This window comes from Aeromonas sp. SrichE-2G (genome assembly GCF_017939565.1).
GTDB lineage: Bacteria > Pseudomonadota > Gammaproteobacteria > Enterobacterales > Aeromonadaceae > Aeromonas > Aeromonas taiwanensis.
Genome location: NZ_JAGKRG010000007.1, coordinates 52,808 through 72,836, shown reverse-complemented (window position 1 = coordinate 72,836; position 20,029 = coordinate 52,808). Strand labels below are relative to the sequence as shown.

17 protein-coding genes and 1 rRNA gene are annotated in these 20,029 nt (G+C 64.2%); 9 read left to right on the top strand and 9 right to left on the bottom strand.

The window, feature by feature from the left end; genetic code table 11:
* From J9885_RS12070 to J9885_RS12055, 4 genes are all read right to left on the bottom strand, one after another.
* Positions 1-263: ribosomal RNA gene (locus J9885_RS12070) — 16S ribosomal RNA — on the bottom strand; the annotation flags it as partial.
* 559 nt (positions 264-822) lie between these two features.
* Complete coding sequence (locus tag J9885_RS12065) at positions 823-1,869, bottom strand: nitronate monooxygenase (protein WP_210549590.1); 1,047 nt, start codon at positions 1,867-1,869, stop codon at positions 823-825.
* Positions 1,866-2,141, bottom strand: coding sequence for a helix-hairpin-helix domain-containing protein (locus J9885_RS12060; protein ID WP_210549589.1), 276 nt, complete (start codon positions 2,139-2,141; stop codon positions 1,866-1,868). The genes J9885_RS12065 and J9885_RS12060 overlap by 4 nt, the downstream gene beginning before the upstream one ends.
* 70 nt (positions 2,142-2,211) lie before the next feature.
* A complete protein-coding gene (locus tag J9885_RS12055; RefSeq protein WP_210549588.1) occupies positions 2,212-2,853 on the bottom strand; it encodes a ribonuclease in 642 nt (213 codons plus the stop codon).
* Between the two features lie 234 nt (positions 2,854-3,087).
* Here J9885_RS12055 and J9885_RS12050 point away from each other — a divergent pair, with 234 nt between their 5' ends.
* The 3 genes from J9885_RS12050 (at position 3,088) to J9885_RS12040 (ending at position 4,504) form a co-directional block, all read left to right on the top strand.
* The gene (locus tag J9885_RS12050) at positions 3,088-3,648 is read left to right on the top strand and encodes a carbonate dehydratase (protein WP_043758100.1); all 561 of its coding nucleotides are present in this window, start codon (positions 3,088-3,090) and stop codon (positions 3,646-3,648) included.
* A gap of 144 nt (positions 3,649-3,792) precedes the next feature.
* Positions 3,793-4,086, top strand: a complete 294-nt coding sequence (locus J9885_RS12045; protein ID WP_210549587.1) for a hypothetical protein — start codon at positions 3,793-3,795, stop codon at positions 4,084-4,086.
* A 1-nt stretch (position 4,087) separates the two neighbouring features.
* Positions 4,088-4,504: a DUF6515 family protein gene (locus J9885_RS12040; RefSeq protein ID WP_210549586.1), complete on the top strand. Its 417-nt coding sequence runs from the start codon at positions 4,088-4,090 to the stop codon at positions 4,502-4,504.
* An 89-nt stretch (positions 4,505-4,593) separates the two neighbouring features.
* Here the strand turns inward: J9885_RS12040 and J9885_RS12035 are convergent, their stop codons facing one another.
* Entirely contained in the window at positions 4,594-5,931 is a 1,338-nt protein-coding gene (locus J9885_RS12035; protein WP_210549585.1) for an ATP-binding protein, read from the bottom strand.
* Positions 5,928-6,608 carry a response regulator transcription factor gene (locus tag J9885_RS12030; RefSeq protein WP_210549584.1) on the bottom strand — a complete coding sequence of 227 codons (681 nt, stop codon included), beginning with the start codon at positions 6,606-6,608 and terminating at the stop codon, positions 5,928-5,930. Before J9885_RS12030 ends, J9885_RS12035 begins: the two co-directional genes overlap by 4 nt.
* 148 nt (positions 6,609-6,756) lie before the next feature.
* On the opposite strand from J9885_RS12030, the gene J9885_RS12025 reads away from it, so the two are divergent.
* Complete coding sequence (locus tag J9885_RS12025; protein ID WP_210549583.1) at positions 6,757-7,914, top strand: efflux RND transporter periplasmic adaptor subunit; 1,158 nt, start codon at positions 6,757-6,759, stop codon at positions 7,912-7,914.
* 2 nt (positions 7,915-7,916) lie between these two features.
* The gene (locus tag J9885_RS12020) at positions 7,917-9,866 is read left to right on the top strand and encodes a MacB family efflux pump subunit (RefSeq protein ID WP_246876932.1); all 1,950 of its coding nucleotides are present in this window, start codon (positions 7,917-7,919) and stop codon (positions 9,864-9,866) included.
* A 224-nt stretch (positions 9,867-10,090) separates the two neighbouring features.
* Here J9885_RS12020 and J9885_RS12015 read toward each other — a convergent pair whose 3' ends face one another.
* Positions 10,091-11,986, bottom strand: coding sequence for a PhoX family phosphatase (locus J9885_RS12015; RefSeq protein ID WP_210549581.1), 1,896 nt, complete (start codon positions 11,984-11,986; stop codon positions 10,091-10,093).
* Positions 11,987-12,370: 384 nt separating this feature from the next.
* Complete coding sequence (locus J9885_RS12010) at positions 12,371-13,279, bottom strand: S-adenosyl-l-methionine hydroxide adenosyltransferase family protein (RefSeq protein ID WP_210549580.1); 909 nt, start codon at positions 13,277-13,279, stop codon at positions 12,371-12,373.
* A gap of 151 nt (positions 13,280-13,430) precedes the next feature.
* On the opposite strand from J9885_RS12010, the gene J9885_RS12005 reads away from it, so the two are divergent.
* The 4 genes from J9885_RS12005 (at position 13,431) to J9885_RS11990 (ending at position 18,106) form a co-directional block, all read left to right on the top strand.
* Positions 13,431-13,889 carry a hypothetical protein gene (locus tag J9885_RS12005; RefSeq protein ID WP_210549579.1) on the top strand — a complete coding sequence of 153 codons (459 nt, stop codon included), beginning with the start codon at positions 13,431-13,433 and terminating at the stop codon, positions 13,887-13,889.
* A 171-nt stretch (positions 13,890-14,060) separates the two neighbouring features.
* A complete protein-coding gene (locus J9885_RS12000; RefSeq protein WP_210549578.1) occupies positions 14,061-15,299 on the top strand; it encodes a DEAD/DEAH box helicase in 1,239 nt (412 codons plus the stop codon).
* Positions 15,300-15,441: 142 nt separating this feature from the next.
* Positions 15,442-16,755, top strand: a complete 1,314-nt coding sequence (locus tag J9885_RS11995; RefSeq protein WP_210549577.1) for a ferric reductase-like transmembrane domain-containing protein — start codon at positions 15,442-15,444, stop codon at positions 16,753-16,755.
* Between the two features lie 616 nt (positions 16,756-17,371).
* Positions 17,372-18,106: a hypothetical protein gene (locus tag J9885_RS11990; RefSeq protein WP_210549576.1), complete on the top strand. Its 735-nt coding sequence runs from the start codon at positions 17,372-17,374 to the stop codon at positions 18,104-18,106.
* Positions 18,107-18,245: 139 nt separating this feature from the next.
* Here J9885_RS11990 and J9885_RS11985 read toward each other — a convergent pair whose 3' ends face one another.
* Positions 18,246-19,949, bottom strand: coding sequence for an amidase (locus J9885_RS11985; protein WP_210549575.1), 1,704 nt, complete (start codon positions 19,947-19,949; stop codon positions 18,246-18,248).
* Between the last annotated feature and the right edge of the window lie 80 nt (positions 19,950-20,029).

Genomic DNA, 20,029 nt, shown 5'->3' with positions numbered 1-20,029 from the left:
ACCTCACCAACTAGCTAATCCCACCTGGGCATATCCAATCGCGCAAGGCCCGAAGGTCCCCTGCTTTCCCCCGTAGGGCGTATGCGGTATTAGCAGTCGTTTCCAACTGTTATCCCCCTCGACTGGGCAATTTCCCAGACATTACTCACCCGTCCGCCGCTCGCCGGCAAAAGTAGCAAGCTACTTTCCCGCTGCCGCTCGACTTGCATGTGTTAGGCCTGCCGCCAGCGTTCAATCTGAGCCATGATCAAACTCTTCAATTTAAGTTTGGTTGCCTATAAAGGCGGCTCAATGAATTGCTGAATTAACTGCTGCAACTTAAAAGTTGCTTTGGTCACTTCATCAGACATTGAAAATCAAAAATTGTTTTTGATGCTCGATGCTGTGAGTGCCCACACAGATTGCTTGATTCAAATTGTTAAAGAGCGACGCAGCTTTTGGCTGCTGCGGGAGTGGCATTCTACTCAACCGCCTTCTCGAGTCAAGCCTTATTTGCAAAGGCTTTTTCGAGGCCACCGACCGGCTTGTTTGCGTTGCCGCTTGCCCTGTCGATGGAGGCGCATTATAGAGACATTGATCACATTGGCAAGCCTGCATCGCAATAAAATTGCAAAAAAGTGCTCTTTTTTAGTTATTCATATCCAAGCACAGCTTTTATACAAACTTATCCACAGAAGCCCACCCAGCCGAGCGCCAAACAACCCCAAACTCTGCTTCTTATATGGCTACCTAAGGCTATCTAGGGAGGTTGTCAGCCATTGTCCTCCTCGCCCCCAGAGAAGCAACACCCATAAGGTGCAGCACGAAGGAGAGGCGGGCGTCTCAAACCAGCCCGGCCTCGACAACCCAGGCGGCGATGAGGTCGGCGGCCGCCATGGGATGACACCCCGACACATTCTGGCCAGCCCAGAGCGGCGAGAAGCCACTGTCACCCACCTTTTCGGCTGCGGCACGCAGCGGAGCCAATGCACCGCTGGCGTGAGGGAAGGCAGGCGCAGCTGCGGACAACGGACCCAGCTCGCGCATCAGGCGGTTGACTATCCCGCGCGCCGGGCGGCCGCTGAACAGATTGGTCAGGACGGTGTGATGGCTACCCTCGTCGCGGATAGCCGCCCGATGCAGAGCTGAGGTAGTAGCCTCGTGACAACAGAGAAACGCCGTCCCCATCTGCACCGCGCTTGCCCCCAGCGCCAGCGCGGCCCGGATCCCCTTGCCGTCGACTATGCCTCCCGCCGCGATGACAGGGAGATCCACCACCGCCACTATCTGTGGTAACAGGGTAAAGGTGCCCTGCTGCAGGCCGAGATCCTCGTCGAGGAAGTGGCCGCGATGGCCACCGCCCTCCAGCCCCTGAGCGATGACGGCATCGGCTCCGTGGTCAGCAAGCCACTGCGCTTCTGCCACCGTGGTGGCGCTGGCAAATACCTTGGCCCCGCAGGCCTTCACCTGGGCAAGCAACTCGGGCTCGGGCAAGCCGAAGTGGAAACTGACCACGGCCGGCCTGAACTCCTCGAGCAGGGCCGCATGTTCGCCATTGAAGGGGGCCCGGCCGGGCGCGCGCGACTGCGCGGCAGCATCTACCCCGAACTCGGCGTAATAGGGTGCCAGCACCTGGCGCCAGCGGCGCTCTTGGGCCGGATCCGGCTCAGGCTGCCGATGACAGAAGAAGTTGATGTTGAATGGCCCTGGCCCGCTGGCGGCGAGGCGGATCAGCTCCTGGCGCAATTCGTCACCACTCAGCATGGCGGCCGGCAGGGACCCCAGGGCTCCCGCCCCCGTTGCCGCCATCGCCAGGGCGCTGTTTTGTACGCCCGCCATGGGCGCCTGGATGATGGGATAGCGCATCCCCAGCTCGGCGAAGAGCGTCATGGGGCGACGTCCTGCCTGCCACGGGCGATCTGGCTGCGCGCCAGCGCAATGGCCCCATCGATGGCTCCGCGGGCCTGGGGGCTGTTCTGCCAGCAGGTCGAGCCCAGCATGCTGGCGACCAGTGTCACGATATGAGTCGTGTCGGCGTCGGCCAATGCCGACAGACTATGGTAGCCAAGCTGTTCGAGCCGGCCGATGACGGTGGGCCCCACGCCTTTCACGGCGAGCAGCAGTGCCCGCTCCTCTGCCGAAAATCCTTCGTTGCCTTTCATCCATCAGACTCCTTGCCACAGGGTTCATTGCACATCAGGCCCGCGAGGGGCCTGACAGGGATCACCGGGTTCAACGCACGCTGCGCAGCAGAAAATCGGGCTGACCGCAGGAGCGGCGTTCCCGCTTTTGCATCTCGTCCGAACAGGGAACGGCTTCGCTCCCCTCCTTGTCGATGCAGACATAGATCTCCCGCAGGAAACGGCCACCATCGGCGCAAGCCACCGTGATGCTGTCGGGGGTCAGCCAGTGGTTGGCATCGGCCAGATCCGCCTTGAGCTGGAAGGCACTCTTGCGAAGGGGCTCCGCCGGGGCGCGATAGGCCTGCGGGATCTGCACCTTCTGACGCAGGTCGCTGGCCAGTTGATGGAAGTCAACCTGGCTGAGACCCGAGCAGGTGCCGTGCTTCTCCCATTCATGGCGATAGAGGAAGCGGCTGGGGTAGAGCCCGGCAAACCGCTGCTCCATCGCAGGATCCAGCCGCTCGCTTGTGCAGGAGCTGGGGTAGCCGCGCTGATATTGGGGCCAGAGCCCGTGCAGCACGAACCCCAGCTGCCGACTGCACTGCTCCCGATCCGCCGGCTTGATGGCGCAATGCTCCGGCGACCAGGAGAGCGCCACGGCGTAATAGTCAAACTCCCCCGCACGCCCCTTGCCTTCTGCGGCAGAGACCCACAGCAGGGCCCCTGCCAGCAACACCATGATCCGTCTCATCTCCCGCTCCCCCTCACCTTCGTCTCCTCTCTGCCGGCACGCAGTTGCATGCTCGAAACCGTCCTCATGCTCCCATAACAGGGAGTCAAAGAACAACCACGAGCAATGCCCCTATGAAAGATGGGTCAGACCAGTAAAGGGTTTCCCCTCCCGGATCAGAGGCGTAAGCTGGCTCTCCGGCGGGCCCTCATGACGCGCCACTTTTCCCCGATTTCATCAGCAACAGGATGTAACATGATCCGCAAGAATCCCTCAGGTCACCTGCCCGTCATCCACGAATCCGCCTATGTCGACAAGACCGCCATCATCTGCGGCAAGGTGATCATCAAGGAGAACGTCTTTGTCGGCCCCTACGCCGTGATCCGTGCCGACGAGGTCGATGAGACCGGTGACATGGAACCCATCATCATCGGCGCCAACTCCAACATCCAGGATGGCGTGGTGATCCACTCCAAGTCCGGCGCCGCCGTCACCATCGGCGAGTTCAGCTCCATCGCCCACCGCAGCATCGTCCACGGGCCGTGCGAGGTGGGCAACCGAGTCTTCATCGGCTTCAACAGCGTGCTGTTCAACTGCCACATCGGCGACGGCTCCGTGGTGCGCCACAACTCCGTGGTCGACGGGTGCGATATCCCCCCCGGCTTCTACGTGCCCTCTACCACCCGCATCAACCAGCAGAGTGATCTGGCCCAGATCCCCCGCGTCACCGTGGACGCCACCGAATTTTCCGAGGACGTGGCCCACACCAACATCGACCTGGTCAAGGGTTACAAGGCGCTCTCCAACGAGTTCTGAGTTAGAGACAGACGCAAGATACAGCGGGCGCCACGGCGCCCGTTGTCACGTCTGTAAAGGGGGCGAAAAGAGGGTGTAAAGGTGATTGAGCCGAGCGCGGGAGTCGCGTTTGATGGAAGCCGTCCCATCAATGGAGTCATCATCATGTCACGCTATCCCATCGCCCTTGCCCTGCTGCTGGGCACCACGCTCGTGCATGCCGGCGAGATGCCGCCCCCTATGGGCGCCCGCCAGGGAGGCCCCATGGCGCCGCCCCCCTCCGTGCTCTACCACGCCAGCAAGCAGGGCACGGATCCCCAGGCACTGGTACAGGCGCTGTCCAAGAACATTGATGCCGCCAGGCCGGATACCCGCTACGAGGTCATGGTCAGCGTGCGCGAGCTGCCGCCACAGCCGCCCAAACCCCAACCCGCCAGCGCACCGCTCAAGGGGCAGTGAGATGAGCACGCGCCGCGCCTCATTCTGGCTGCTCTCCATGCTCATCACCCTGCCCGCCCTCGCGGGTCCCGGTGACATGGACAGGCCGGGCGGGTGGGAGAGACCGGCCCCCCGGCACGGCATGGATGCGGGCCCCGGCTTTGGCCCCGGTCACCGCGTCGACAGGCTGCCGGGAGGGGTGGAAACCCTGCTGCTGGCCGGGCTCACCTACTATGTGCTCGACGGCATCTTCTACCGGCAGCAGGAGAACCACTATGTGGTGGTCTCCCCGCCCCCTCAGGTCCTGGTCGCAGCGGAGTCGGGCCTGGTCCCCCTGGATCTGGACGGCCGCCGCTATTACGTCAAGGAGGGTCACTACTACCTGCGGGAAATAGACGGGCGCTACACCGAGGTGCCGCCACCGGCGGCGCTGCGCTGAGACCAGGGTGGAACAGATACGAGAAGGGGGCCTAGGCCCCCTTCCTTATTCCCGGGGTTTCCCCCTTACTCAAACCAGAGCCGCGCCCCTCAGGACGGCTCATGCAGGGGCAGCGTCATGGTTACCCTCAATCCACCCTGAGCGCGGTTGCGGGCCTGGATGCTGCCGCCCTGCAGGATCACCGCCTTGCGGGCGATGGCGAGCCCAAGCCCGTAGCCCTTGCCCATCCGGGGTGAGCCGATGCGCACGAAGGGGTCGAAGATCCCCGCCAGCTTGCCCTCCTCCACCCCGGGCCCCCGATCGGCGATGGAGAGCTGCACCTCCTGGCCCAGGCGCATCAGGCTGACACTCACCGTCTGGCCCGACTGCGAGAAGCGCAGGGCGTTGCGCACCACGTTCTCCACGGCGCGGCGCACCAGCTCGGCATGGCCCAGCAGGAGGCAGCCCTCCCCCAGCGTCTGCTCGAGCTCGATCTCGACCCCGGATTGCTGGGCCTCGAACCTGGCATCCTGGATGACGGTGTCCACCAGCGCCAGCAGGTCGTAATGGCTCTGCCCCAGGCCGTGGCCCTGCTCGGCGCGGGAGAGGGTCAGCAGCTCCCCTATCATCCTGTCCATCCGCTCCGTCTCGAGCCGGATCCGCGCCAGGGCATCGCTCACCTTCTCCGGACTCTGCTCCGCCAGGCCGATGGCCATCTGGATGCGGGCCAGGGGGGAGCGCAGCTCGTGGGAGACGTCGTGGAGCAGCTGTTCGCGACCCTCGACCAGCTGCTGCAACCGTTCCACCATGAGGTCGAACTCCTGCGCCACCTCGGTCAGCTCGTCCCGACGCCAGCGCAGGGCGGGCCACAGCCGAACCCCCAGATCCCCCCTGGCTACCTGGCCGAAGCTGCGCCGCAGGGCGTTCATGGGCCGGGTCAGATGCCAGGCGAACAGGATGCTGAACAGGAGCCCCCCCAGGCCGCCGATCCAGAGCATGGGCGGGGGGATGTTGAGCCAGGAGAGGGGGCCGGGCTCCGGTCCCCTCGGGGTGATGAGCGGATCCGGTCCTGCCCGCAGCTGGTAGGCCTGCCCGTCGTTGGCGATCACAGTGCGCGTCAGCACGGCGCCCGGGCCCGGCTCCCCGGGGACAGGCAGCCCGGATGCCTGGGGCGCTGGCCGGGGAGGCGCATCGGCGGCATCGAGGGGCGTTATCTGCAGCAAAGGTGGCGGCATGGTCTCGCTCAATGCCGTCGCGGCCTCTATGCCCCCCTGCGCCAGCACGGCCGCCGCCATGTCCAGGTGCCGTGTCGCCAGCCGGTGGGCGAGACGATCCTCCGGCCGCTCACGCTGCGCGCTGAACCCGATCCACAGCAGCTGGCTGACCAGCACGATGGCCAGCCAGAACCCCAGCAATATCTTCCAGAACAACCGGCCCTTGAGGATCACAGTATCTTGTACCCTATGCTGCGCACCGTCTCTATGGTGACGGCCTCCCCCGCCTTCTGTTGCAGCTTCTGCCGCAGGTTGCAGATGTGCACATCGACGCTGCGATCATAGGCCTCACGGGGGCGTCCGACCCCCTGCAGGGAGAGGGTGTCCTTGGTGACCACCTGCTCCGGGGTGCGCAGCAGCAGCACCAGCATGTTGAACTCGGTGGCAGTCAGCTCTACCGGCGTTCCCTGCCACAGGCAGACGCGGTTGGCCGGGTTCACCGTCAGGGCCCCGAGGATGAGGGCCTCCGGAGAGGGTGCCGGGGTACTCCCCTCGTTGACCCGCCGCAGGACGGCCCGCAGCCGGGCCACCAGCTCCCTGGGGTAGCAGGGTTTGGGCACATAGTCATCGGCCCCCATCTCCAGCCCCACCACCCGATCCACGTTGTCCCCCTTGGCGGTCAGCATGATGATCGGCAGGCGGCTGCGCTGACGCACCTGGCGCAGCACCTCGGTGCCCCCCAGATCCGGCAGCATCACGTCCAGCAGCAGGGCGCTGTAACGGCCGGACAGGGCATGGTGCACCCCTTCCCCTCCGGTCAGCACCTGGGTGGTCTCGAACCCCTCTCCCCCCAGATATTCACTCAACATGGCGCCCAGTTCGGCGTCGTCATCCACCAGCAGGATCTTCATATACGGTCTCCCTTGTCGGCGGCCATTTTCGCCGCTTGCTCCGCCCTTGGCAGCCATTTTTACGAAACCCTTACGCTTGAAGCAAAGAGCCTTAACCCGGCTCTGGGGTAGAGTGCCGCCGTTATCGTCATTCAGGATACAGGTTGTCATGCCCAAGCTCTCCCCTCGTCTGTTCTGGCTCCTGCCCCTGTGCGCCCTCGCCTTGCTGCTGGCCTGGCGCCCCCAGGCCAAGGCACCCGCCAGCGACTACATCACCGCCACCGCCGAGAGCCGGGATCTGGAGCAGCTGGTGATGGCGGACGGCACCCTGAAGGCGCGCAAGCAGGTGAGCGTGGGCGCCCAGGTGTCTGGCCAGATCAAGCGGCTGCACGTGACCCTGGGGCAGGAGGTCAAACAGGGGGATCTGCTGGTCGAGATCGACGATCTGACCCAGCAGAACACCCTCAAGGACGCCCTGGCCCAGCGCGACAACCTCCAGGCCCAGCTGGATTCCAAAGAGGCCACCCTGCGCAACGCCCGCCTGGCGTACCAGCGCCAGCAGCAGATCGTCGCAAGGGGCCTTGGCAGCACGGCCGACCATGACAGCGCCAAGGCGACCCTGGACGAGACCCTGGCCGATATCCGGGCCCTCCAGGCCCAGCGGGTGCAGGCCGAGATCGCGGTGGACACCGCCCGGGTCAACCTGGGGTATACCCGGATCCTGGCCCCCCTCTCCGGTACCGTGGTGGCCATGCCGGTGGAGGAGGGGCAGACCCTCAACGCCAGCCAGAGCACCCCTACCCTGCTCAAGATTGCCCAGCTCGACACCATGACGGTGGAGGCCAGGATCTCCGAGGCCGACGTCATCAACGTCCGGGTCGGCATGCCGGTCTATTTCACCATTCTTGGCAACAGCCAGCGCCGCTTCGAGGGATCCCTGCGCGCCATCGAGCCCGCCCCCGACACCATCAATGACGACGACACCACCAGCAGCAGCGACAGCAGTGCCATCTATTATCACGGCCTGTTCGAGGTGCCCAATCAGGATGGCCAGCTCAGGATCAGCATGACGGCCCAGGTCTATCTGGTGGTCGCCCGGCTCAAAGATGCGCTGGTGATCCCGGCCATCGCCCTGCAGGGGGATCAGGTCAGGGTGGTCGACGACGGAGGCCGGATCAGCCTGCGCCGGGTCAAGGTCGGCCTGAACAACAAGGTGGATGCCCAGATCCTGTCAGACCTGAGCACCGGTGAGCGGGTCATCGTCAGCGAAGTGAGCGCAGGCCAGAGCGACGCCGCCGGGGGCATGCCGCCCCCCATGGGGATGTGATCATGGGCGCCTTGTTGCAACTGCGGGGCATCCGCCGCCACTTCAAAGAGGGTGAGCGCACAGTCACCGTGCTCGATGGCATCGATCTGGCGATCGCCCGTGGGGAGATGGTGGCCATCGTCGGCGCTTCGGGCTCCGGCAAATCCACCCTGATGAACCTGCTGGGCTGCCTGGATCAGCCGAGCGAGGGGGCCTATCTGGTGGCCGGGCGCGACACTGCCACCCTCAGCCGGGACGAGCTCGCCGCCCTGCGCCGGGAGCACTTCGGCTTCATTTTCCAGCGTTATCACTTGCTGGCGGATCTCGATGCCCGCACCAATGTGGAGGTGCCCGCCCTCTACGCCGGTCTGGATCCGGCCGAGCGACGCCAGCGGGCCGAGGCCCTGCTGACCCGCTTCGGCCTCGCCAGTCGGCTCGAACACAAGCCAAGCCAGCTCTCCGGCGGCCAGCAGCAGCGGGTCAGCATCGCCCGGGCCCTCATCAATGGCGGCGAGGTGATCCTGGCCGACGAGCCGACCGGGGCCCTCGACAGCCAGAGCGGCGCCGAGGTGATGGCGAGCCTTCAAGCCCTGCATCGCCAGGGCCACACCCTGGTGATCGTCACCCACGACATGGAGATCGCCCGCCACGCAGAGCGGATCATCGAGCTCAAGGATGGCCGGGTGATCGCCGATCGCCGCACCCGCGAGCCACAGGCCCTTCCCCAGGCGACCCAGGCAGCCACCAAGACGTCCGCCAGGAGGAAGACCCCGCGGATGGCGGGGCTCGGCAATGCCCTGCAGATGGCCCTCAAGGCCATGGTCGCCCAGCGTCTGCGCACCTTTCTCACCATGCTCGGCATCATCATAGGTATCGCCTCGGTGGTGACCGTGGTGGCCCTCGGGCAGGGCTCCAGGGAGCGGGTGCTGGAGAACATCAACGCCATGGGCACCAGCACCCTGGAGGTGTTCCCCGGCCGCGGCTTCGGGGACATGCGCTCCGCTACCATACAGACGTTGCGGATCGGGGACGCCGAGGCCATCGCCCGGCTGGACTACGTGCACAGCGTCACCCCCAGCCTCAGCACCAGCGCCACCCTGCGCCTTGGCAACACAGCCGTCTCCGGCACCATCAACGGGGTCGGCGCCGAGTTCTTCCAGGTCAGGGGCTATCGCCTGGCCCAGGGCATGGGCTTTGATCGCCAGAGCGAGGAGAGCCTGGCCCAGGAGGTGGTGATCGACGAGCACACCCGGGACAAGCTGTTCGCCCCGACCCAGTCCCCCCTGGGCCAGGTGATCCTGCTGGGGGATCTGCCCTGCCGGGTGATCGGGGTCGCCATCAAGAACCAGAGCGGCTTTGGCAGCGACGAGACCCTCAACGTCTGGATCCCTCATACCACCGCCATGAGCCGCCTGCTGGGGCAGAGCCATCTGCGCAGCATCAGCGTGCGGGTGCGGGACGAGGTGAGCCTGGACGCCGCCCAGGATGGCATCAGCCGCCTGCTCACCCTGCGCCACGGCAGCCAGGACTTCTTCCTGCTCAACACCGACAGCATCCGCCAGACCATCAGCCAGACCAGCGCCACCCTGACCACGCTGATCGCCCTCATCGCCCTCATTTCCCTGATCGTCGGGGGCATAGGGGTGATGAACATCATGCTGGTCTCGGTCACCGAGCGCACCCGGGAGATAGGGGTGCGGATGGCGGTCGGCGCCCGGACCCGGGACATCCAGCAGCAGTTCCTCATTGAAGCCGTGCTGATCTGCCTGCTGGGGGGCGTGCTCGGCATCGTCCTCTCCCTGGTGCTGGGCCAACTGTTCGACCACTTCAGCAGCGGCGTCCGGATGAGCTACTCCCTTGCCGCCATGGAGGTGGCCTGCCTTTGCGCCAGCCTGATCGGGGTAATATTCGGCTTCGCCCCGGCCCGCCGGGCAGCCAGGCTGGATCCCATCCACGCACTGGAGCGCGAATAGCCCGCATTGACGCCGGGGGGACGCCACTCACCCCGACACCGGATCGGGGGCCGATGCCCGGCCCCGCCACCAAGCCTGAACGCCCGCACTTCTTCCCTGAATGCGCGGGTTCTTTGACCGGGTCCCGTACCCGGTCTTTTTTTGTCTCCCGCCCGCCACACCCACAAAAAAAGCCGCCCGAAGGCGGCTCTTGTCATCACGGGCCAGGCGGTTATCCCGGGCCATCAGGCGCCGATGATGCCGCCATCGTCCCGGGTGATCCGCAACACAGCGGAGCGGGGAATGGCGGTGCCGCCGTCCGGGAAATGGGAGGGAGCCCCTTCCTCACCCGGGTGCTGCACCCCGACGAACAGGGTGCGCCAGTCTGGCGTGAAGGTGAGGCCCGTTATTTCGCAGGCCACGGGGCCGGTCAGGAAGCGGCGCACCTCGCCGCTCGCGGGATCGGCGCACAGCATCTGGTTGTTGCCCATGCCGGCAAACTGCTTCTCGTTGGAGTAATCGCCGTCGGTCTGGATCCAGAGCCGCCCCGCCTCGTCGAAGCCGATGCCGTCCGGGCTGTTGAACATGTTGTCCGGATGAATGTTGGCACTGCCCGCCATCAGCCCCTCCTTGTGCACGCCAGGGTTGCCCGCCAGCAGGAAGAGATCCCACTCGAAGCTGTCGCTCCCGTGATCGTCCCCCATCGGGCGCCAGCGGATGATCTGGCCATAGGGGTTCTCGGCCCTGGGGTTGGCGCCATCGAGAGGTTGGTTCTCCTTGATGCCGCGGTTCTTGTTGTTGGTCAGGGTGCAGTAGACCTCGGCCCTGTGGGGATGCACGGCCACCCACTCGGGCCTGTCCATGGTGGTGGCGCCGAGCCGGGTCGCCGCCTCCCGGGCGAAGATGAGCACCTCCCCCTGATCGGCGAAGCCGTTCTCCCGGGTCAGACCATGCTCGCCGTGCACCAGGGGCAGCCACTGGCCGGTGCCCTTGAGCTCCCCCTCCCTGGCCTCGAAGCGGGCCACATAGAGGGTGCCCTCGTCCAGCAGATCCCGGTTGGCGGGGTCATTGCCCGGCGCCACCTTGTTCTTCGAGACGAAGCGGTAGATGTGCTCCCCCCGCTCGTCATCGCCGAGGTAGACCACGGCGCGGCCATCCTGGTTGATGGTGAAGGCCGCATTCTCATGCTTGAAGCGGCCAAGGGCGGTACGCTTCTTCGGGGTGGAGGCGGGATCGCGGGGATCGATTTCCACCACCCAGCCGAAGCGGTGCGGCTCCTGGGGATGCTTCGCGAGATCGAACCGCTCGTCAAATTTGTACCAGCCAAAGCCTGCATCCTCGGCGGCCAGGCCGTAGCGGGCGGTGCGCTGGTCCAGCACCGGCTTGCCCTCGCTGCCGAAGTAGCCGTTGAAGTTCTCCTCGCAGGTGAGGTAGGTGCCCCAGGGGGTCTGGCCATTGGCGCAGTTGTTGAAGGTGCCAAGGGCGGTGCGCCCCTCGGGATCGGCCTGGGTCTTGAGCAGGGCATGGCCCGCCGCCGGGCCGCTCAATGTCATGGGGGTCGTGGCGGTGATGCGGCGGTTGAGGGCCCCCTTGGGGTTGGCCTGCCACTTGCCATCGATGCGCGCCAGCTCCACCAGGGAGACCCCGTGGGCCGCCTGGGCCTTGGCGACGGCGCCGGCACTGAGGGCCTTGCCGCCATCTTCAAACAGGTATTCGTAGTTGGTGTATTCGTTGTTGACGGCGAGCAGGGCGCTGTCCGGGCCCAGGGAGAAGAAGCTCATACCGTCGTTGTTGTCGCCAAACTGGCGTGCCTGGGCCTTGGCATCGTTGCTTTGGGCAAAGGCGGGGGCATCGGGGAAGAGGGCATCTCCCCAGGCGATCAGCACCTCGGCCTTGTAGCCGGGCGGCACCACTATGGTGTCGGCCACCGAGGCGGGCACGGCCTGGAAGCCAAGCAGCGGCCGGGTGGCGGCGGCCACGGCCTGGGCCACGGGGCTCGCGGCAAAGAAGGCCACCATGCTGGCGGCGCCCACCCCTTTGAGGAAGCCACGGCGGCTCAGGCCCGCCTCAATGAGGCGGTTGAACGCCGGCTCCTGCTCGCGGGGGTGGTTGGCACTGTCTTTCTCGTCAAAACGGCTCATCGGCTTTTCCTTGTTATCTCGGCGCAATCATTGCGTCATCACGGCGTCCGGCCACAGCATGGCAGCGCTTTATTAAACGAGAATGACAAATGATGAGATAACCGGCTGGCCCGGCAAGACGCCACCGCCAACGACAAGGGGCGGTGGACACCAGTCCCACCGCCCCGAAAGACATGTCGCCGACAGAAGGGTTGAACCCTATCCGCACTTCTTCAGACTGATATGCCCGTTTGTGCCGGATAGCACCCGCGGGCAGCGTCTAGTTGCACTTCTTCAGACTGATATGCCCGTTTGTACCGGATAGCGCCCGATGGCAGCGTCTAGTTGCACTTCTTCAGGCTGGTATGCCGTTTGTACCGGATTGCACCCTCTGACAGCCTCCCGCTAGCCGCACTTCTTCAGGCTGATATACCAGTTGGCGCCGGATTGCACCTGATGTCTGGCGGCGAAGCTGTCCATATTGAGGGCCACCGACACCTGCAACAGGCTGTTGAGGTAGACCAGGGGCTGGCCCTCCGGCACATCGCCAAAGCTGCTGACGTAGGGGGCCTTGCCCTCGTATTTCAACGCATCCCCTTCGCTGATCCTGATGCAGGCGTTGTCCCCCTTGTGGATGCCTGCCTTGCCGAGCAGGGCGTCGTCGATATTGGTCCAGACGTTACCGTACTGCACATCCAGGATCGGGATGGTGCCCTTCAGGGTGCCATCCTGCTCGGCCACTGCCGGCTGATAGGGGATGGTCACCACCTCGGCGGGAAGCTCTGGCCCCACCTGCTCGAAGCTGATGGCTCCGGAGGCGAGACGGGCACCGGTGTAGGCGTAGACGTCGCGGCCGTGGAAGGTGTAGGACTTCTCGGAGCCCTTGAGACGGTTGGTCTTCTCGTCGATCTGGCGCACCGCCTCGATGCCGAAGTGTTCCGCCGCCAGGGTCAGGGTGCCGTTGTCCGGGCTGACGATGTAGTGGCCGCTCCTGGTCTTGAGCACCACCGACTTGCGAGCGGTGCCGACGCCCGGATCCACCACGCTCACGAAGACGGTGCCCTTGGGCCAGTATTGCAGGGTCTGATAGAGGCGGTAGGAGGCTTCCCAGATGTTGTAGGCCGGGATCTCGTGGGTCAGATCATGGAGCGGCAGGGTGCGGTCCACCCCGAAGGCGACCCCCTTCATGGCCGAGACGGCGCCATCCTTGAGCCCGAAGTCGGTCTGGAATACCAGGGCTTCGTTGGCGAAGGCGCCTGATCCCACTAGAGAAAGGGCGAGCACGAGGGCGCGGGGGACGATACGAATATCCATGTCAGGGCTCCTTTGAAAGACGTTTGGACGTCCAGATTGCCATTCAGGAAATTCTTTGCAACCCCTGATGCCCGAATGGGGGGCGAAATGACTCGCCAATCCGGCCCGCACGGGTGTATCCATGGGCTATTCACACGCAGGAGACCACGACATGACAGCACAGGGGCACGACACCGTATTGCTGAGCCTGGGTGACACCCAGAGCCGGGTACAGATCACCGGGGAGGATGGCGCCAGCCAGGCATTTGCGCTGGCATTGGGCCTGGATGCCGTGACGCCCGGCCCCTTTCGCCGGGACCCGCCGACGCCTCTGGAGCTTGAGCAGGCCATCATGGTGGTGGAGGACGTGCTGATGCCGCTCGCGGCGCGGATCCCGCCCCACCCCGTGCTGCACCTGCAAAGCCCCGTGCCCCTGGCCGAGGTGCTCGGCGGCCGGGTGCAGAGCAGGGAGATCGTCGAGCGCCTGTTCGGCCAGCTGGCCGCCATGATGGAGGGGGATCCCCTGGCGTCGGCCCAGTTGCCGAGGGAGAGACGCGTGGCCGCCGCCCTGCTGATCCTGCGGGAATGGATGCACCACCTGGATGCCGGGAGCGTCGCCCTGGTCGACTGAGCCAGCCCGGCCTGAAGAGTCTGCCGAGGCGCGGTCAGAGGGATTTCACTGCATCTGACCCTGCGGCCCCGCCGGTCCGCCTTCTGCCAGTACCGCTGTATCTGTTACCATCCCCGCCACGATGACTGTTTCCATCGCGGCGCGGCCGCGATAACCCTATCTGGTGCCCCTATGTCCATTGCCTCCTTTGCCGATCTGGCCCTCTCCCCCCGCCTGCAGCAGACCCTGAGTGAACTCGGTTACGCCGCGCCGACCCCCATTCAGGCCAGCGCCATCCCGGTCATTCTGGCGGGGCGGGATCTGCTGGCGGGGGCCCAGACCGGCACCGGCAAGACCGCCGCCTTTGTGCTGCCGCTCATCGAACGGCTGCAGCAGGCCCCGGCCGGCGAAACCCGCCCGGTGCGCGCCCTGGTGCTGGTACCGACCCGCGAGCTGGCGGTGCAGGTGCAAGAGAGCGTCGTGCGCTACGCCAGGGGCTCCAGCCTCACCAGCACGCTCGTCTACGGCGGGGTCAGCATCGCCGCCCAGGTGGAGGCACTCAAATCGGGCGTGGATATCCTGATCGCCACCCCTGGGCGCTTGCTCGATCACCTGCGCCACGGGGCGGTGAGCCTCGGCGCCGTGGCCCACCTGGTGTTTGACGAGGCGGACCGCATGCTCGACATGGGCTTTATGGACGAGATCACCGCGCTGCTGAAGCACCTGCCAGAGGATCGCCAGACCCTGCTCTTCTCGGCCACCTGCGATGACAACCTGTTTGCCTTGAGCAAGGTATTGCTGCGCGACCCCGAGCTTATCGAAGTGGCGCCGCGCAACACCACGGCGGCCGAGGTGGAGCAGCGGGTCTATGCGGTGGACGCTGAGCGCAAGGTGGAACTGATCGAACACCTTATCAAGGTGAAGGGGTGGGCGCCGGCGCTCATCTTCAGCCGCACCCGCCAGGGGGCCGACAAGCTGGCCCAGCAGCTTGGCAAGGGGGGCATCAACGCGCTCGCCTTCCACGGGGACCTCTCCCAGAGCGCGCGGGAGAAAGTGCTGATCGAGTTTCGCGCCGGCACCCTGCAGGCCCTGGTGGCCACCGACGTGGCGGCCCGCGGCCTCGACATCAGCGATCTCAACTACGTCATCAACGTGGAGTTCCCGCATCAGGCCGAGGACTACGTGCACCGCATCGGGCGCACCGGCCGCGCCGGCAACAAGGGGCTGGCCGTGACCCTGTTCAGCCCGGAGGACACGCCGCTGCTGGAGAAGGTGGAGGCCGTGCTCGACACCCGATTGCCCCAGCAGTGGTTCCCGGGCTTCGAGCCGGATCTCACCCGCGAGCCCCCCGTCTCGCGTCGCAACAGCAAGGGCGCCCAGAAGCAGAAGGCCAGGCAGCAGGCCCTCGGTGCCAGGGGCAAGCGACGCTGAAACCCGCCCGCCCCCTGCTCCGCCGGGGGGCTTTCAGGGGGCCAGCCCCTTGTTTCCTCCCGTCCCGTCCTTGCCACAATCTGCTACAAAAGAGGTAGTGCAAGGGCACACTTTCGCCACAAAGCGGGTGTGCAATAGGGACATGGACAAGGAGGACACCATGAAACCCGCCACCCTCGCCTGGACCCTGCCCCTGATCCTCACCCTGCTCTGGCTGTTTGGCCTTGCGCAGTGGCCCACCGGCATCTGGCCCTGGCGCCATGAACTGTTGATCCTGACCGGCGTGCTTGGCCTCGGCGCCATGACCCTCTCCCTGCTGCTGGCCCTGCGCCTGCCCAGGCTCGAAGCATGGTGCGGGGGGCTGGATCGCATGCTGCGCCTGCACCGGACCAGCGCCCTCTGGGCCACCGGCACCCTGGTGGCCCACTGGCTGCTGGTAGAGGCGCCCAAATGGGCCGTCACCGCCGGCTGGCTGGCCCGGCCGGCGCGCCGCGGAGCCGGAGCCGGAGCCGGAGCCGGAGCCGGAGCCGGCCACGATGCCCTCTGGCACGAACTCGGCAATACCCTGGGCGAGTGGGGCTTCTATCTGCTGCTGGCCCTGGTGGTGGTGAGCCTGCTGGCGGTGGTGCGCTACGAGCGCTTCAAGGTGGTTCACCGGCTGGCCCCGGTCATCTATCTGATGGGCTGGGTACACGGGCTCTGCCTGCTGCCGGGCATAGGCGCCCTGACCCCGGTCGGCCTGACCCTGCTTGTCGGCGGCGGGATGGGCGCCCTGGGGGCGCTCTACTCCCTGTTTGGCCGGGTGGGGCGCGACCAGCGCCACCGCGGGACCGTGAGCGCCCTCGCCCCTCTGGACGATCGCACCCTGGAGATCCGGGTCGCCCTGGCCAGCCCCCTCGCTCACTATCGTCCGGGGCAGTTCGCCTTCTTCGACTTTGCCGGGCGCGGCGAGCCTCACCCCTACACCCTGGTGGACGTCTCGGCGGACCGCCGCACCCTCACCCTGGCGGTGCGCGCCCTCGGGGATCACACCCGCTGGCTGCACCAGCACCTCAAGGCGGGGGATGCCGTCACCGTCACCGGCCCCTATGGCGCCTTCGCCCTGCCGGATCCCGCCCCCGCGCTCTGGGTGGGGGCCGGCATCGGCATCACCCCTTTCGTCGCCTGGCTGGAGGCCCTGGTGCGCCGCGGTGAAAAACGCCCCGGCACCACCTTGCTGCAATGCGCCCCCACCGCCGAGGCCGCCCCCTATCACAACCGGCTGGCCGAGCTGTGCCGCCGGGCCGGAATAGACTACCGCCTGCACCTGGAGGCCGAACGCGGCCGGCTGGATCTGGCCGCTCTGGGTGAGCGCCAGCACGCCCCCGTGTGGTTCTGCGGTCCCGAGCCCATGGCCCAGACCCTGGATGCCCATCTGGCCGCCCCGCTGCACCGGGAGCTGTTTCGCTTCCGTTGACGGCCAGCCCGGCACGTTCAGCCATTGGCTGCCGATTGATATAAGGGGAATTGGGGGACAGGCGGGCACGGGCCCCCTTGAGCGGGCCACGCCCCCGCCGCCCGCACGCTGCCGCCCCAGAAACTCGCCACCAATATCAAGGCCCCGGCCAACCCGTATTTGATCCAGGATTTCATCGTCTTGCCCACCTCTCTACCTGCCCCTCGCCACTCTGTGGCAAGCAGACCCATTTATCAGTGGGCAGAAGATAGAAGGGCTTTGTGAGGAAAAAATGAGGCTGTGTGAAGCCAGGGTGAAGTCGGGGGACGTCAGGAAAAATCAGCAGCGAGTCACGACAAAGATGTCGATTGACGGTAAGAGGAGCGTAATAGTCCGTTCACCACGAACATAGCGATGACAAGAAAAGCCAAAAGCCTTTGATACCTGTGTCCTCTCGGCGATCCAGCCCCGCGATCGTCCGAATACGCTTCGCTATTCGAACTCACGATCCTAGAAAGTCACAAAATTATTGCTGCACATCACACCCTGAAGTTAAACAGCTTCAGACAAGACCTTCACAATAGTATGTTAATAAATAATAAAATATAAATCACTGCCAAGAATTTAAAGGATTAACATGGCCGATTATATAAATAAAAATATCCTTAGCCAATCTTATGTTCATGTTGAGCCTGAGTGGCTAACCTCTCTTAGCGGAAAAGATAAAGCAGAGAAAATCGAAGCACTCAAAAAGATAATAACAAAGCACGCACAAGAAAGAATGAAGTTCTTTCTTTACGATGACATTATCGTTAATGTTGAATTTGAAGAAGGTTCAATAAAAGCAAAGATCACCGCCTATGGAAAAGTCTGTGTATTATTGAGTGCATTAAATCCTTTAGGCAGTGCTATAACACAATACCCTGAATACCGTGACGGGATAAAAACAATATTATCTGATGTCGTGAAATTAAGTGACATGGTAAATTCAGAAGTGTTATTCCAAACAGATTCAAGATATAAAAAAGAGATAATACGAATTGAAGCGAGAAAAGGCGTTATAGGTTCATTACATAATATCAACAAAAAAATAAATGATATCAGCAACAGAACGAAGAATCACAAAGGAAACTCCCCCACACTTATCTATCCGATGCTCCTTGGTTTACATAAAGACATCCTTGGCTTAATGGACAATGTTAACGACAAGGATGATAAAGAACTAGTGAGAACATCTTTAATTGATGGAATAAAAAAGATAAATCTGAAAGTGGGGGTTTTTGACCTTACCACTCCCATGGCGAAAAAAATGCATGCTGAATTATTAGCTGAACGGAAAAAATTAATTAAAAACTTAGAAAGGTACAAGTGATGAACACCTATGAAAGAATTTAACCATCTGTCAATTAATTATATTAAAATATTGTTTTGATAAAATAAAGCCACCCGTATAACGGGTGGTTTTTTCATTATCTTCGGATAAACCAGAAAAATTTAACTCACAACAGCAATCACCCCAGCGGCGGCGTGCGCGGCGGTACCATACGCTTGCTGCCGGTGGACTCGAAGGCCGAGGCAACGCGCAGCAGGTTGTTGTCGTCGTAGGCGCGACCGGCGAAGGTCAGACCCACCGGCATGCCGATATCGGCCATCACCCCCATGGGGACGGTGACGGTCGGCACGCCGAGATGACGAATGGCGAGGTTGCCGTTGGCAACCCAGATGCCGTTGCTCCAGGCGATATCGGCGGAGGCCGGATTCACATCCGCATCAGCCGGGGCGACGTCGGCGACGGTGGGGAACAGCACGGCGTCGAGCTTGAGCCCGTCCATCCAGTCCTCCAGATCCAGCTTGCGGGTATGCTCCAGACCGCGCAGGCCGTCCGGCACTGTGGGGATCTCGTCAAAGCGCTTGAGGCCACGCTTGGCCATATTGACGTACTCGTCCATGCCGGCGGCGAGATCCCCTTCGCGATTCGGCAGGGTGCCCGGATCGTGGGGGAAGATCTTGGGCCCGTCCACATCGGCGAGTTTATTGAGCTTGGGATCGCCGTTGGCGCGCAGGAAGTCGTCGAACGCCCAGCCGGAGAGCTCCCACAGCTCGTCGTTGAGGAATTCCGGGGTGACGATGCCGCGATTGAACACGGTGGGCGCGCCGGGTCTGTCCCCTTCGCAGTTGGAGACCAGGGGGAAGTCCACTTCGATGACCTCGGCGCCGGCCGCTTCCAGGGCCTTGCGCGCGTCTTCCCAGAGGGCAATCACGGAGTCGCGAGTCTGGATACGCTGGCCGGTAGGGCCGCCGATGCCGGGGCTGTCGCTGGTGCCGGCCAGTTCATCCTTGTTGATAAACATGCGCGGCACGCCGAGGCGCTTGCCCTTGAGGGCGGAGGCACCGGCGGCGAGATCAAGGTAGGAAGCCGGGCGCACTTCGGAGGCCTTGGGCAGCTGCACCCAGGGCTGCATGCGCCAGAGATCCCCACGGGTCTCGGCATCGTCGGCGACGACCACATCCAGCACTTCCAAGAGGTCTGACATGGTGCGGGCGTAGGGCACCACCACGTCCATGGTCGGGGTCAGGGGCCAGTTGCCGCGCACCGAGATGACGCCACGGGACGGGGTGTAGGCACACAGGCCGTTGTTGGAGGCCGGGCCCCGGCCGCTCGACCAAGTCTCTTCGGCCAGACCAAAGGCGGAGAAGCTGGCCGCAGTGGCGGTGCCAGCGCCGTTGGAGGAGCCGGAGGCAAAGGGCGCGGTCAGGTAGTCGGCGTTGTAGGGGCTCTCGGCACGGCCATAGACGCCGCGCTGCATGCCGCCATTGGCCATCGGCGGCATATTGGTCTTGCCCAGGCAGATGGCACCGGCGGCGCGCAGGCGCTCCACGGTAAAGGCATCGCGCTGGGCCACCAGATCCTTGAAGGCCGGGCTGCCGGAGGCGGCGGTCAGCCCCTTGACCAGGTAGCTGTCCTTGGCGGTGTAGGGGATGCCGTCCAGCGGCCCCAGGGTTTCGCCACGGGCGCGGCGCGCATCGGAGGCTTCGGCCTCCTTCAGCGCATCGGGGTTGCGCACCACGACGGCGTTAAGTTTGGTGTCTGTCTCGGGGCCGTCATAGGCGGCGATCCGGGCCTGATAGGCCTTGACCAGTTCGACCGCGGTGGTGCGGCCGGATTCGAGTGCGGCACGCAGCTCGGCGATGGAAACCTCGGTCACTTCGATCATTTTTGGGATCTCCTGCAATAGGGTGACGGTGTCAGGATATGGGCCGCACGGGGCAGGCTTGGCGCCGTGAGGCAGTGGTC

Excerpts from the sequence above, each read along its gene's own strand:
- J9885_RS12065 (WP_210549590.1), bottom strand. The coding sequence starts at position 1,869 with ATGACGCTCTTCGCCGAGCTGGGGATGCGCTATCCCATCATCCAGGCG.
- J9885_RS12060 (WP_210549589.1), bottom strand. The coding sequence starts at position 2,141 with ATGAAAGGCAACGAAGGATTTTCGGCAGAGGAGCGGGCACTGCTGCTC.
- J9885_RS12055 (WP_210549588.1), bottom strand. The coding sequence starts at position 2,853 with ATGAGACGGATCATGGTGTTGCTGGCAGGGGCCCTGCTGTGGGTCTCT.
- J9885_RS12050 (WP_043758100.1), top strand. The coding sequence starts at position 3,088 with ATGATCCGCAAGAATCCCTCAGGTCACCTGCCCGTCATCCACGAATCC.
- J9885_RS12045 (WP_210549587.1), top strand. The coding sequence starts at position 3,793 with ATGTCACGCTATCCCATCGCCCTTGCCCTGCTGCTGGGCACCACGCTC.
- J9885_RS12040 (WP_210549586.1), top strand. The coding sequence starts at position 4,088 with ATGAGCACGCGCCGCGCCTCATTCTGGCTGCTCTCCATGCTCATCACC.
- J9885_RS12030 (WP_210549584.1), bottom strand. The coding sequence starts at position 6,608 with ATGAAGATCCTGCTGGTGGATGACGACGCCGAACTGGGCGCCATGTTG.
- J9885_RS12025 (WP_210549583.1), top strand. The coding sequence starts at position 6,757 with ATGCCCAAGCTCTCCCCTCGTCTGTTCTGGCTCCTGCCCCTGTGCGCC.
- J9885_RS12020 (WP_246876932.1), top strand. The coding sequence starts at position 7,917 with ATGGGCGCCTTGTTGCAACTGCGGGGCATCCGCCGCCACTTCAAAGAG.
- J9885_RS12015 (WP_210549581.1), bottom strand. The coding sequence starts at position 11,986 with ATGAGCCGTTTTGACGAGAAAGACAGTGCCAACCACCCCCGCGAGCAG.
- J9885_RS12010 (WP_210549580.1), bottom strand. The coding sequence starts at position 13,279 with ATGGATATTCGTATCGTCCCCCGCGCCCTCGTGCTCGCCCTTTCTCTA.
- J9885_RS12005 (WP_210549579.1), top strand. The coding sequence starts at position 13,431 with ATGACAGCACAGGGGCACGACACCGTATTGCTGAGCCTGGGTGACACC.
- J9885_RS12000 (WP_210549578.1), top strand. The coding sequence starts at position 14,061 with ATGTCCATTGCCTCCTTTGCCGATCTGGCCCTCTCCCCCCGCCTGCAG.
- J9885_RS11995 (WP_210549577.1), top strand. The coding sequence starts at position 15,442 with ATGGACAAGGAGGACACCATGAAACCCGCCACCCTCGCCTGGACCCTG.
- J9885_RS11990 (WP_210549576.1), top strand. The coding sequence starts at position 17,372 with ATGGCCGATTATATAAATAAAAATATCCTTAGCCAATCTTATGTTCAT.
- J9885_RS11985 (WP_210549575.1), bottom strand. The coding sequence starts at position 19,949 with ATGATCGAAGTGACCGAGGTTTCCATCGCCGAGCTGCGTGCCGCACTC.